Source organism: Pseudomonas syringae pv. tagetis, assembly GCF_022557255.1.
Classification (GTDB): Bacteria; Pseudomonadota; Gammaproteobacteria; order Pseudomonadales; family Pseudomonadaceae; genus Aquipseudomonas; species Aquipseudomonas caricapapayae.
Genome location: NZ_CP092923.1, coordinates 4,826,091 through 4,838,168, shown reverse-complemented (window position 1 = coordinate 4,838,168; position 12,078 = coordinate 4,826,091). Strand labels below are relative to the sequence as shown.

Annotated in this window: 12 protein-coding genes and 1 other RNA gene; 5 read left to right on the top strand and 8 right to left on the bottom strand. The window is 50.9% G+C overall.

The window, feature by feature from the left end; all coding sequences use genetic code 11:
• Positions 1-23: 23 nt before the first annotated feature.
• Positions 24-593: a recombinase family protein gene (locus MME58_RS21520; protein ID WP_055006619.1), complete on the bottom strand. Its 570-nt coding sequence runs from the start codon at positions 591-593 to the stop codon at positions 24-26.
• A 245-nt stretch (positions 594-838) separates the two neighbouring features.
• On the opposite strand from MME58_RS21520, the gene MME58_RS21515 reads away from it, so the two are divergent.
• Positions 839-1,750, top strand: a complete 912-nt coding sequence (locus MME58_RS21515; RefSeq protein ID WP_233591039.1) for a hypothetical protein — start codon at positions 839-841, stop codon at positions 1,748-1,750.
• Between the two features lie 52 nt (positions 1,751-1,802).
• On the opposite strand, the gene MME58_RS21510 is transcribed toward MME58_RS21515, so the two are convergent.
• The 6 genes from MME58_RS21510 to smpB all read right to left on the bottom strand — a co-directional run bounded on the left by MME58_RS21510 (position 1,803) and on the right by smpB (position 8,711).
• The gene (locus MME58_RS21510; RefSeq protein WP_055006617.1) at positions 1,803-3,341 is read right to left on the bottom strand and encodes a DNA polymerase; all 1,539 of its coding nucleotides are present in this window, start codon (positions 3,339-3,341) and stop codon (positions 1,803-1,805) included.
• Entirely contained in the window at positions 3,334-5,151 is a 1,818-nt protein-coding gene (locus tag MME58_RS21505; RefSeq protein ID WP_055006616.1) for an RNA-directed DNA polymerase, read from the bottom strand. The genes MME58_RS21510 and MME58_RS21505 overlap by 8 nt, the downstream gene beginning before the upstream one ends.
• 56 nt (positions 5,152-5,207) lie before the next feature.
• Positions 5,208-7,025, bottom strand: coding sequence for a site-specific integrase (locus MME58_RS21500; protein ID WP_055006615.1), 1,818 nt, complete (start codon positions 7,023-7,025; stop codon positions 5,208-5,210).
• A gap of 112 nt (positions 7,026-7,137) precedes the next feature.
• Positions 7,138-7,529, bottom strand: a transfer-messenger RNA (tmRNA) gene (ssrA, locus tag MME58_RS21495).
• Positions 7,530-7,639: 110 nt separating this feature from the next.
• On the bottom strand, positions 7,640-7,924 hold the full coding sequence (locus MME58_RS21490) for a hypothetical protein (RefSeq protein ID WP_054987342.1): 285 nt from the start codon (positions 7,922-7,924) through the stop codon (positions 7,640-7,642).
• 304 nt (positions 7,925-8,228) lie between these two features.
• A complete protein-coding gene (smpB, locus tag MME58_RS21485) occupies positions 8,229-8,711 on the bottom strand; it encodes an SsrA-binding protein SmpB (RefSeq protein ID WP_054987343.1) in 483 nt (160 codons plus the stop codon).
• A 113-nt stretch (positions 8,712-8,824) separates the two neighbouring features.
• Here smpB and MME58_RS21480 point away from each other — a divergent pair, with 113 nt between their 5' ends.
• The 3 genes from MME58_RS21480 to MME58_RS21470 are packed head-to-tail and all read left to right on the top strand — an operon-like array spanning position 8,825 to position 10,977.
• A complete protein-coding gene (locus tag MME58_RS21480) occupies positions 8,825-10,228 on the top strand; it encodes a sodium-dependent transporter (RefSeq protein WP_055006621.1) in 1,404 nt (467 codons plus the stop codon).
• A gap of 7 nt (positions 10,229-10,235) precedes the next feature.
• Positions 10,236-10,670: a type II toxin-antitoxin system RatA family toxin gene (locus MME58_RS21475; protein WP_054987344.1), complete on the top strand. Its 435-nt coding sequence runs from the start codon at positions 10,236-10,238 to the stop codon at positions 10,668-10,670.
• Complete coding sequence (locus MME58_RS21470) at positions 10,663-10,977, top strand: RnfH family protein (protein WP_054987345.1); 315 nt, start codon at positions 10,663-10,665, stop codon at positions 10,975-10,977. The genes MME58_RS21475 and MME58_RS21470 overlap by 8 nt, the downstream gene beginning before the upstream one ends.
• A gap of 65 nt (positions 10,978-11,042) precedes the next feature.
• On the opposite strand, the gene MME58_RS21465 is transcribed toward MME58_RS21470, so the two are convergent.
• Positions 11,043-11,564 (bottom strand): outer membrane protein assembly factor BamE, encoded by a 522-nt coding sequence (locus tag MME58_RS21465; protein WP_054987346.1) that lies wholly within the window; start codon positions 11,562-11,564, stop codon positions 11,043-11,045.
• Between the two features lie 98 nt (positions 11,565-11,662).
• Between MME58_RS21465 and fur the strand changes: the two genes are divergently transcribed.
• The gene (gene fur / locus MME58_RS21460; RefSeq protein WP_002555142.1) at positions 11,663-12,070 is read left to right on the top strand and encodes a ferric iron uptake transcriptional regulator; all 408 of its coding nucleotides are present in this window, start codon (positions 11,663-11,665) and stop codon (positions 12,068-12,070) included.
• Positions 12,071-12,078 lie beyond the last annotated feature (8 nt).

Below are 12,078 nucleotides of genomic sequence, written 5' to 3'. Positions count from 1 at the left end.
TTAATTTTGTGTGCAAGCGTTTTTTATGTTTTATTCCAGTGACGTTTAACAGTCGCGATGCCTAAGCCGGTTTTGGCTGCCACTTGCGATTGGGTGAACATCTGCGCTTTCAGCTCCTGGACGGCTGAGGTGGTTTGAGCTGCCTCTGGACGCCCTAGTTTCTTGCCCTCTGCCTTTGCGCGCATGAGGCCTGCTTGGGTACGTTCGATCAACAGGTCGCGCTCAAACTCCGCTACTGCTCCTAGCACCTGCATAGTCATCTTGCCTGCCGGAGATGTGAGGTCTACGCCTCCCAGTGCTAAGCAATGTACTCGAATCCCTGACTTCTCAAGACGTTCGATGGTGAGACGGACGTCCATTGCGTTACGACCAAGTCGGTCAAGCTTGCTCACCACTAAAACATCTCCACTCTCCATTTTCTGAAGCAGTTGGCCGAACCCCGGTCGCTCTGAAGCGGCGACAGATCCACTGATGGTTTCGGTGACGATGCGGTGAGGCTCGATGGCAAAGCCTGCCCCCTTGATCTCATGAATCTGATTCAATGTGGTTTGATCGGTGGTACTTACGCGGCAGTATGCGAACGGGCGGCTCATCTTTGTTTCCTGGTATCGTTTAACGTTCTGGTATCATACTTCGGCTGGTATCAAAAGCAAGGCTATTTTTATGATACCGATCATGGGCGAGTTTTGCTGGTATCGAAAAACGGTCGTTTAATGGTGCCGCGATGTGCTGAATAAATTCGAGCGATGCCCTACGAAGCAGGTAATGGCACAGCGCTACCGTTCGCAGTGAAACCCGTATAGGATTCGTGAATTGTTGGCGTCTCACGAAGGAATGTATGTCGCAGATATCAATCCCGCACGTTGCCTATTTTCCGCTAGAAATCCAGCCGCCGAAAATCGACCCTCCCGTTCTGAGTGACGCTCTACGTATCCCCCCAGAGCTCTATGTCGATGCTGAGCATCATGGGGCTGTGTATTGCCCTGACTGCGGAGTCATGTGCAGCAGAATGCCTAGGCTGCTAGCCAAGCGGAAAGACGACGTTGATGCATTCTTCTTTCATATGCCGGGTTACGACGATGTTCCTTGCCCGCATAGGAAGAGTGCCGCAGGTGGCGGCGACGATGGTGCCGGTAAGGAGAGAAAAGCGGTCAACTTAGTAACCTTCGCAGGATGGAAAAGCCTAGATGACGATGAGTTGCCAGAGGATGAAGACGAAATCGAAAAGTCTTCGAAAAGCAAAAGTGTTGTACAGAGAGGTTCCGCCCGAGGTGGAAGCGGCTTTGAGCTTGTGTACAACGAAAACGGGACTTTGCTGAATGCTGGTGAGTTTCGGACTGTAAAGCGACTAGTTTATCTTGCTCAGAAATCTCTGGAAATTTCAGTGCAGTTTGAAGGAGAGGATGCTATCAAACTGCGTGACCTTATTGTCCCCATCGAACGTATCCAAAAGAATCCCTCCAGATACATAGGTAAAAGCTTTCTCCTATTTGGGCAGCCGATCACAATTAAGGTCGGTACTCATCGGGTTTTTTTCAATTTCCCATCACCGGATCATAGCTTAAGCGGCCACTGCGCCCCAGCCATCTTTGAAAAGCGTCAATGGAAAACATATGAGCGGGGGCATTATTATATTTTCTATGGGGTAATTGAAGGGACTGAAACAAAAACCAGTGTCCGGATACTTGAGCCTGGCCAAATTGACCGCCTACCTTCTTCAGCGCATGACTTATTTAGGTCGCTACGCTAGAAGATTGCCAGTAACGGTAAGCTCACTACTGGTTGAGTTAGGGCGATCAGGGCTATCTGAAAGGGCTAAGCGAAGCTTTGCCGGTAATCTTGCCCTCAAAGTGTTCAGTCATAGTGCGGGCGAATACATCAGCTACCAATCGGGGGTCAAAATCATGTGAGTGTTCGAAGAGTATTGCATCATGCATAGGAACTTTTAAGCTTACGCCGGACTCTTGACGAAGCTTAATCAAGGATTTTTTAAAAATCAGCGACGCTGTTCCTTGGACTAATTGGCTGACAGCGGATCGTTTTTCTTTTTCAGTCAGGGGGCCTGCCCCGTCTCGTCTGAGATGGTTTCCTAAAGCCGTACCGATTCGCTGGTCCGTCTCAAATAATGCGTGCACGGAAATCTTCCACTTTTCGAATGTCTCGAATCTTTTGAAAAAGTCTTTAGTCAAGCGGCGGTCAGCGCCATAACCAAACGCTGCATCTATTAGATGTCGATTTTTCATGCCGTAGGCGTAGGAGAGAAAGAGTCGTTTGGCTTCTTTCCTCCGCTCTTCGTCCTGAAAGATACCGGACGCCACTTGCTTATATAGATCGCCATCTGCATACAGCGTTAGTAGAGTTTCGTCATTTGATAAAGCTGCCATGATTCCAGCTTCATACTGCTCATAATCTACATATGAAAAAACTTTACCATCATCTGGAATGAGTATGTCTCTATGGTGTTTTGCTAGGTTCTGTAGTGACGGGTCCTTGAAATATATCCTCGACGTAATTGAGCCAAAACAGTCGACTATTGGAAATATTCGCTTTTGGCTTAGCGGAATGGCATTAAGCACATTTCTAGATTTTGCAATTTTTCGCAGGTTCAGTAGGTCAATTGCAAAGTTGTCATTCATCGGTACGAAATTCAGTACGTAATCAACATCTACACCTGAAAAATCGTACCCCAGTGGTTCGAGCCGATGGACGATATCATCATTCGATGGGAGCTCCAGGGGTAGGTTGTATTCTGCTGAAAACTTTTTTAACGCCATGTAGTAATCGAATTCGATGTTTTCTTTATGAACTCTTAGTCTCGCTGAGTCGATGGCGATCCCCGCAGCTGCGGAGCTAATCAAGTATTCTGCTACAGGGCGTTCGATTTTAGTGAATCGCTCCCATTCGTTGTTTTCCTTAGCATCTGCTTCCAATTTCGATGACTGATTAAGCACAGCTTCCCCGATCGTTCGTAATACGTTCTCGTCAATTGGGGTTTTTTTGTTAAATATGTCGATGTAATGTTTAATAGTATCGCTGTCAGCGAAATTTTGAAGAGCACCAGAAATATCTGTTTTTTCCCGCGATTCACGATCTCGCTTAACTCCGGACGAAGAAATTCTAAGCTCCTCAATGTCAGTCACGGTTTTCGGAAGTTGCTGAGTGGAAGAAAATATTCTAGGAGCTATAAGCCAGTAGTCGTGGCAGATTATTTCTGCGGCCTCGCCGACTAATTGCTGAGCAGTCACGCTCGTAAGCGTGTTATCCCCCCAAAGAAAAAGCTTATCTTCTCCTAGATCGGCATAGTCTCGAATAAATATAAGAACTTTCTTTGTTTCAGTCATAGGGGCTGATTTCTTCATGTAAGTCTAATGGGCTTCGCGGCTCCCTCTCGGCAAGAGGAAAACCGTTGTTGTAGTGTGATCTAGCGCGGTCGGCTGTTCCCTTAATTTTTATTGAGAGCTCTGGAATAAGTGGTTTGAGAATTTCTCTATCTAAATCGCTAGTTGCTAGCAAAAAATTGCGCTGATGATAATACGGCCAATTAGATTTGAATCTAGTAATCGTTGGAGCTAATCTCGCGCTCTCATCTACACACCTAAGGTATATAAATAACGCTGGAATCTCAGGCTGGAGAACATCTAGCTCTATTCTATCTAGAGCAAGTGATATGATCTTGTCGGTTTTATAACGTTTTTTCGCAAGCAGAAGCCATAGATGAAAGTTTTGCCAGGAATGAATGGATTTTTCGTAATCGCTTAGGTGTTGAGCGATCTGATCCAGGTCTTGCTCGTCTAACGCTAGTACTCCAAGTATTCGACAGTACTGATCAGTTGATGCAGCGTGTTCCTCAAGCGTTTCGATGAGTAGAATCTTGAGGTCGTTCGCTATGGCAGTGTGAATATCGAACAAGTTCGATTCGGCGAGTTGTATGAGTCTATTAACTGCGAATCGAAACTGTCTAGACTGGGTCTGTTTCTGATCTACACATTCCTTTAGCAGTTGATAGATGTATTTTGCGGAACGTGCAATTACTCTGCGGCTTCTAGAGCGCCACATGCTATCAATGGTTAAGGTGCGATCATCTGATGTTGGGAAGTGTTCTGCGATTTCAGCTTCAGAGTTACTGCTTGTAAGTATTATTGTTTTGCCGGAGTTAATGTTCATCCCGACAGTTCGAAGTTGACTGATCAGTTCGGTCAAAACCTTTTTTGCTGCGCGAGGTGATGCGCAGATTATTCTGATGTCATCGACGTAGCGGTAATAGTCATGCCCTAGGTTAACCATAGTCTGGTCTACAGAGTTAAGCACGATGTTCGCGACAAAGGATGAAGCGTCCCTGTTTTGAGGGAGTCCGTGTAAATCGTTATAGCTCCATCTGGCTAATAGTTCACAAAGGGTCTGTATCGCATTTCGTATTAGCGATTTTTCTGGGCCGGTTGCATCAACTTTCTGAAGTAGGTTCTCGAAAGCATTTTTTATCGATGCTATCGATATGTTTTCAAAGTAATTTAGTAAGTCGGTGACTAACAGGCTTTGGTTATTTTTCAATGCTGTTTTTGTAACACCTTCAAATGTTTTCCAAAGGTCGATCCTGTTTTTAAATATGTATTTTTCAGATGTTCTGTTTTTATTATAGCGGTGCCCTAAAACCCTGTGGGAAAGTAAGGGGTCGAAGAATGGCATTAAATAGGAACAAATCGCTTGGTATATGAAACGGTCATAGAAGTCTGTTTCAAGAGAATATCGAATGCCAAGTCCTTTTTTTGGTATGTCGTATATTTTTCTTTCGCAACCCAGATATCGTCCGTTATCCGTTGAGAGTAGTGTTCTTAACGTTTCATATAATGCTGGTTTGTTGTGAAATAAGTCGCGATGCTGGATCGCATCCACAAACCAATCGTCTCTCATATCCTGGTTCAAATGCTGTAAAACAGCTTCTGTATTAATTGTGAACGCTAAAAGATCAGGATTTTCAGTTTTTGTTTCTTTTGTGATTTTTTGTGCTCGGCACTCCGCAACCAACTCTCGGAGTTTTCCGCGAACAGCTTTGTTGGTCGAAATAGCATCATTGTTTGTAATCGACGTTAGCAGAGACTCAATCTTCATTATTGCCGACTGAGCATCCTCTACAAGAGCGGCGTTGTCATCCATTTCACTTCTCCATAATGCTCGTCTGTAATAGAGATCGGTCCAGGTCTCTTTGTTGTCTAGAGCTCAGCAAGGCGGGGGTGCTTTCGACGATGAGCAGTGATGCTTTTAGTCAGAATGTTTGAAAAGCGTTTAACGAAATCATTCTGATAATTGTCGAGCTTCCGGATTGCTGTTGGTATTGGTAGTAGCTGTAACGCTGATAACTTGTGCGCAACTGTAGCTCCCCCGTCATAGTGCTTTGCGCCAATAGTATCGGGGGTATGTCCAATTATTGCATCGATAATTGATTGGTCTATGTTTTTATCATCGCGCTTGGCGTTGCATAGATTTGTTTCAAGTGTATGCCGAAATGAGTAGAGGCTTTTCCCATCGAAAGGTTTATGGACGCCAATACTCACTAGATAACCTTTAGGTTTCTCATTGAAAAATTTACCTGCGCTCTTGGCCCATCCCTCCTTGTTATGGTCTGTATCGCCACTTCGTGGAAGAAGGTATGTGAGGCCGTCCCCGAATAGCTTTTTTTGATCTGCTTGGCGCTGGCTACCCACGTAGTCAAGGAAGCCTAACTCGATCAGGCGGGGATGAATTGGCACCTGCCGGGCCTCACCTGTCTTTAGCCGCTTTGCTTCTGGAGCCTTAGCATCATCAGCGCAGGAGTCGAAGCAAGGATGCCCATCAATCACCTTAATATCGGCGGTGTCGAGCTGCGCTATCTCGTTGGTGCGGGCGCCTGTGAAGTAGCCTACCAGCGGCATCCAGAACCAATATGGATACGCTTTAGTTCGTTCTTTGGGCAGTGTACCTTGGTAGATAAAGCCAGAAAAAATAGCTTCGACATCTGCTGGTGAAAAAGGCACGCCCCCACGGTTGCTGTCATTCACCCTTTTCGACACTGGTTTGATGATTAATTCATCCACTCGAATGGACGTTAGATCTATGTGCCTAGCGTAGTTCTGGATCTGCTTCATCGATGCGATTAATGCAGCTACGCGTTCGTGACCTGTCATTTCCTTTAGGTCATGCGTCAGGATTTCACTGATCGGGGTGGGCGTTGGGGCTATAGCTGCTGTAGCCCCACTCTTTGTCGTGCGTGCCGCGTCATATGCTGCTTGCCAGTCCTGTTTGGTCAGTTGGACCACAGGTTTATGCTGCGTAAGAACGGTCATTACACGGGCGCGTCGCTCCCTCTCTTCCAGCGTACCCCCATGATGAGCTTGGCCACCTTTTGAGGAAGTATCGGCCCGGTCGCGCTCAAGCTGGTGTTGCCATACATGGTAGAGAGTCCAGTCAGCCATAGCAGGATCATGGTTGGGCAGCACCTCAGGCACTTCTAAGGCTGTCTCCGCTCGTTTGCCTGGATTTAGCTTGCGTAGCACCACCTCATCCCGAAGCCTTGGCAGAACCGCCCGTAGCTCGGTTGGCATGTACGAGCGAGAGAGTTCCAGCAACTCCAGCGCCAGCGATTCTTGCTCGCTTGGGATTGCTCGGCCATAAGCGCCCGTCAACAAACGTTCGACTTCTCGACGTCTTTGTCTGGCCTCGATCTCTTCGTCCGAAAGGATCGGTTCAAGCGCCGTGGTAGCGCTTGTCGGACTGGAAAAGTCCGGCATTAGATCCAGGAGCTCGGTGTAGTCATCCTCTGAAAGGCCCAACTCGTCCCGTTCGATCACTCTCGTCACTCTGTCAAAGGCTGCCTGGTAACGAGCAGCATACTGCCGCGCACGTCGGCGAGCCAACGTTAGGCTATCTGTTTTGAGAGTTCGCCTGATTTCACGTCGTCCGCTAACGAGAAAGCGCAGGTGCTGAGGGATAACGATACGGAAGTAGAAGGTTCTGTGGCGGTTCAGGGTCAGGTAAGAAGGGTTGCGCTGCATGGTAGGCACCGGAAATGCCTCACCTGAATGTCACACCTCAGTGGCGCACTAGCCGAAAACGCTAGCTCCAGATAGCACAACGCCCCACGAATGGGGCGCTGTGTAAGGATAGTGGTGGAGCCGGGGGGATTTGAACCCCCGTCCGCCAGTACTCCGCTGTCGGTACTACATGCTTAGCCGTGTCTATTAAGTTAACCCTTAGCGACCCGACGGGCAGGGTGCTTTGGGCGAGTTGTGTAAGTTTTAGTCGCTTCGTCCACAACATACTAGGCGACGATCCTGTTCTATATGACAATCATTTCGGGTTTACAGGCATCCCCTGATGATTGCTGGAGCCGAAGCTACCAGAAGGAAGGCTAGCACCGCTTACGCGGCGAGAGCGTATTCCCCGTAGGTTTCGTCATTGGCAACTATAGAAAGTTGCAACAGTGGATTTACGAGTTCTGTTACCAACTCGGCATGCACCTAAAGTTTCATCACCGGCGTCGAATCCAAATCGGCCCCGAGACTGCTTTCGCAATCGCTGGGGCGGAGTGTACGCCAATTGGCGTGGCACGTCGACCCGTCTGCTGCAATCGTTCAGGCCAGCCTGAGTGGCTGGCCTGCTCGAAGGTTTACTTGGTGCCTTCGCTGCCCGAACCGGTATTTTTCAGGGAGGTGATGGTCTTGGTGGTGATCTCGATGCATTTTTTCTCGTCGTTCTGCGCTTGGGCCGCTTTGGCGTTCTTCACAGTAGTCTCGAGCATTGCCTTGTTTTCGGTGCTCAGGTTGGTGCCGGACGAGGTGTGGGCGTTTTCGATGGTCTTGATGTTTGCGGCGCACAAATCATCGGCGGCAAAAACCGGCGAAGCCAACAGGGCGGCGCTGAGGAACAATCCAGTGAGGGCGGTACGCTTCATGTGTCTCTCCTTATAACCTGTGGACTCGGTATGGCCGGTATTTGAGGCCGTCGCCCGAGGGTTTGGAAAGCCCGTTTAGCAATTGGGCCTGAAGAGTTGACTGTTACGTAACGCAGGCGTTCTATTTTATTTTCGGAATAATGCGAAATAGCCACATTGGGCGTTCAAGCACCAAAATGAGGCGATCTTCGTTGAGGGGAAGCGAACAGGTTGATACGGGAAGAAGGCGGCGCTGAAAACATTAAGATGAATGTGAGTGCCAAATGTCAGGGGCAGGACATTTGGCACCTGCGAGGGCCTGGAGCTAGTCGTCCTTGCCCTTGGAGCGCACGGCACGCTGTAGCTCACGGTCCGAGTCGCGTTCGCGCTCGGTGTGGCGCTTGTCGTATTCCTTTTTACCTTTACCCAGCGCAATTTCGCACTTGATCAGGTGCTCCTTCCAGTAAACGGAAAGGGCCACGCAGGCGTAGCCTTTCTGTTGAACCGAGCTGGTGAGCTTTTCGAGCTCGCGCTTGTTCAGCAGCAGTTTTCGGGTGCGTGTCGGGTCAGCGATGACGTGCGTGCTGGCAGTCTTGAGCGGCGTGATGTGGCAACCCATCAGCCATGCCTCACCATCCTTGAGCAGCACGTAACTGTCGACCAGCTGTACCTTGGTGGCACGCAGGCTTTTTACTTCCCAGCCAGCCAGGACCAGACCGGCCTCGAACTTGTGTTCGATGAAGTAATCGTGACGCGCCTTTTTATTTTGCGCGATGGTCCCTGTAGGGTGTTTCTTGAGCTTAGCCATAGGGGGCGCATTATAGGGAGTTGCATCAATGTCGGCTACGGGAAAGCGCGTGCTTGAGCACAAAGGTTGAATCCCGGACAATGCGCGATCTTTTTTGGCTGGGCGTTTCGATAATGTCGACGGACAAGGTTTCGGTCCACGGTAGCTGGGCAAGTCGCTGGGTGTTCATCCTGGCTGCCACCGGTTCTGCCGTGGGGCTGGGCAGTATCTGGAAATTCCCGTACATGGTCGGTGCCTACGGTGGCGGTGCCTTTGTACTGGTGTTTCTGGCATGTATCGCGCTGATTGGTATTCCGGTCATGATCGCCGAGACGCTGATTGGCCGTCGTTCGCGGCTCAGTCCTGCGAATGCGCTCAAGACGCTGGCCCAGGAAGCGGGGCATTCGGCGCGTTGGTCCTGGGGTGCGTTCGCCGGAATGATCACGGCTCTGCTGATTCTCTCCTTTTATAGTGTGGTGGGCGGCTGGTCACTGGATTACATCATCGACATGGGGCGCGGCGATTTTCAGGGTGTGTCGCCGGATCAGGTAGGAGCCTACTTTGGTGCAGTGATTGCCGATCCCTGGCGTCTTATTCTGTGGCACACGATTTTCATGCTGCTTTCGGCGGTGGTGATCGGCAAGGGTGTGGAAGCCGGTCTGGAAAAAAGCCTGCGCATCATGATGCCGATGCTGTTCCTGCTGATGCTGGCGCTGTTGGGCTACAGCCTGACCACCGGGCACTTCATGGAAGGCGTGCATTTCATGTTCGACTTCAACCCCGACAAGGTGCTGGATGGCCTGCTGCCCGCGATGGGGCATGCATTCTTTTCTCTGAGCGTCGGTGTCGGCTCGATCATGGTGTATGGCGCGTACATGACCAAAGGCGCGTCAATCAGTACCACAGTGGTCGGCATTGCGCTGCTCGATACCTTCGTTTCGCTGTTGGCCGGCCTTGCGTTGTTCCCGATCGTGTTTGCTGCGGGTCTGAACCCGAGCGAGGGGCCGGGCCTGATGTTCGTTACGTTACCTTACGCGTTCGGCAACGTGGCATTCGGGCAGTTGATGGGCATCGTGTTCTTCGTGCTGGTAGCGGTCGCGGCCTGGAGTTCGGCGATTTCCTTGCTTGAGCCGATGGTTGCATACCTGGTCGAGCGCACTCGAATTCGCCGTGCCTGGGTGACATTCTGGCTGGCGTTTACGTGCTGGTTTGTGGGATTGGGGACGGTGTTCTCGTTCAATATCTGGCAAAAGGCCAAGTTTTTCGTGAACGATGGGGGCGTATTTCACCTCTACCAATGGGGCGCATCCACTGGCCTGGACTTCTTTGGAGTCATTGATTTCTTAACCTCGCGGATCATGTTGCCGCTGGGTGGGTTGTGTTTTGTGGTATTCGCTGGTTGGGTGATGGGCCGTGAGGCGGTGCGCGACGAACTGTCGATTCGCAGTCCGAGGCTCTTCAACCTGACGTTCTTTTTGATGCGCTACGTGGCGCCGCTCGGCATTCTTGTGGTGTTTGCCGCTCAGCTCTGGAAATGACGCTCACATGACTACGCATATACAACGTTCTGCTTTACTGCCGTACCCGGCCGGGTTTCTTTATGACCTGGTCAATGATGTGGCCCGTTATCCCGAGTTTCTGCCGTGGTGCTCCTCGGCTACCGTGCTTGAGGCCAGTGAGGCGCAGATGCGCGCCAGCCTGGAGATCGCCAAGGGCGGTCTGAGTCAGAAGTTCATGACGCGCAACACGCTCGTGCCTGGCGAGTCCATCGTGATGGACCTGGTTGAGGGGCCGTTCGAGCAATTTCATGGGGTCTGGACGTTCAAACCGCTAGGCGAAAAAGCCTGCAAGATCAGTCTGGATCTGTCCTTCGATTATGCGGGCACTATCGTTCGCGCCACGCTGGGGCCACTGTTCAATCAGGCGGCCAATACGCTGGTAGACGCATTCTGCCAGCGGGCGAAAGAGCTGCATGGCTGAAGCTACGATTCAGATCGAGGTGGTTTACGCCTCTGTACATCGCCAGGTGTTGATGGCGGTAGAGGTCCCGGCAGGGTCTTCGGTACGTCGGGCGCTTGAACTCAGCGGTATGGAGCGGGAGTTCCCCGAACTGGATCTGGCGCACTGTGCCGTGGGCGTCTTCGGCAAGGTGGTCGTCGATCCTTCTGCGCGGGTGTTGGAGGCGGGTGAGCGAATAGAGATTTATCGCCCGTTGCTGGCAGATCCTATGGAGATCCGGCGTTTGCGCGCCGCCAGAGCGCGAGAGAAACGGACGCTCCCCGGCTGAACGATGACTGAACGAAAGGTATAAAAAAACCCGGCATGCCGGGCTTTTTTTCGAGCGCTTGTGGACTAACGAGAGTTGGTGTCCAGAGGCTCTTGGGTCGGGACAGGTACGGTCTCGACGCTGTCCACGTCTTTCTGGATCTTGTCCAGCAACGAGCCTGGCTTGGCCGGTTCTTCAGGTTTCTGCTCAGGCTGATTCTCTACCGGGGCAGTGGTATCGCTGCCTTTGCCAAGAATGGCTTCATCGCGGCTGACGCCGGGCATGAAGTCGCCAGACAGGCTCACGAGCTGGTCATTGCCGTTGAATATTAGGCTGACACGCTCCTGCTGGCGTTCACCGCCACCTGGCTGCAGGCTGTACAGGTAATCCCACCGATCGGAGTGGAAAGTGTCGGTCAACAGGGGGTTACCCATGATAAACCGTACTTGCCGTCGGGTCATTCCGGGGCGTAACTGGTCTATCATGTCCTGCGTGACGACATTACCCTGCTGGATGTCGATTTTGTAAACCCCGGGGAATGAACAACCGGCGAGTGCGAGCAGTCCCACGAAGGTGAAACTGGTTAGCAAGAGCTTGGTGTTTTGCATCGGTGGGCGACTTCCACTATCTTGGCTGGGACAACGTAAACCCCGATCATACCTGCATTAAGAGAAGCTGCGAAGCAGCGTCTGCGAGAAAGCTGACCATGGTTGAAAATAGCGAACTACGTAAAGCAGGACTCAAGGTAACCCTACCGAGGGTTAAAATACTCCAAATGCTCGATTCTGCCGAGCAGCGCCACATGAGTGCCGAGGATGTCTACAAGGCGCTAATGGAGGCTAGCGAGGACGTCGGCCTGGCCACGGTTTACCGTGTCCTGACCCAGTTTGAAGCTGCTGGATTGGTGGTGCGCCACAATTTCGACGGCGGTCATGCTGTGTTTGAACTGGCTGATGGCGGCCATCACGACCACATGGTCAACGTGGAGTCAGGCGAGGTGATCGAGTTCTTCGACGAAGAGATCGAGAAGCTTCAAAAAGCCATTGTCGAAAGACACGGTTTCGACCTGGTGGACCACAATCTGGTGCTTTACGTCCGCAACAAGAAGGCGTAAGCCAGACG

Coding starts and splice junctions, on each gene's coding strand:
- MME58_RS21520 (WP_055006619.1), bottom strand. CDS start 593: ATGAGCCGCCCGTTCGCATACTGCCGCGTAAGTACCACCGATCAAACC.
- MME58_RS21515 (WP_233591039.1), top strand. CDS start 839: ATGTCGCAGATATCAATCCCGCACGTTGCCTATTTTCCGCTAGAAATC.
- MME58_RS21510 (WP_055006617.1), bottom strand. CDS start 3,341: ATGACTGAAACAAAGAAAGTTCTTATATTTATTCGAGACTATGCCGAT.
- MME58_RS21505 (WP_055006616.1), bottom strand. CDS start 5,151: ATGGATGACAACGCCGCTCTTGTAGAGGATGCTCAGTCGGCAATAATG.
- MME58_RS21500 (WP_055006615.1), bottom strand. CDS start 7,025: ATGCAGCGCAACCCTTCTTACCTGACCCTGAACCGCCACAGAACCTTC.
- MME58_RS21490 (WP_054987342.1), bottom strand. CDS start 7,924: ATGAAGCGTACCGCCCTCACTGGATTGTTCCTCAGCGCCGCCCTGTTG.
- smpB (WP_054987343.1), bottom strand. CDS start 8,711: ATGGCTAAGCTCAAGAAACACCCTACAGGGACCATCGCGCAAAATAAA.
- MME58_RS21480 (WP_055006621.1), top strand. CDS start 8,825: ATGTCGACGGACAAGGTTTCGGTCCACGGTAGCTGGGCAAGTCGCTGG.
- MME58_RS21475 (WP_054987344.1), top strand. CDS start 10,236: ATGACTACGCATATACAACGTTCTGCTTTACTGCCGTACCCGGCCGGG.
- MME58_RS21470 (WP_054987345.1), top strand. CDS start 10,663: ATGGCTGAAGCTACGATTCAGATCGAGGTGGTTTACGCCTCTGTACAT.
- MME58_RS21465 (WP_054987346.1), bottom strand. CDS start 11,564: ATGCAAAACACCAAGCTCTTGCTAACCAGTTTCACCTTCGTGGGACTG.
- fur (WP_002555142.1), top strand. CDS start 11,663: ATGGTTGAAAATAGCGAACTACGTAAAGCAGGACTCAAGGTAACCCTA.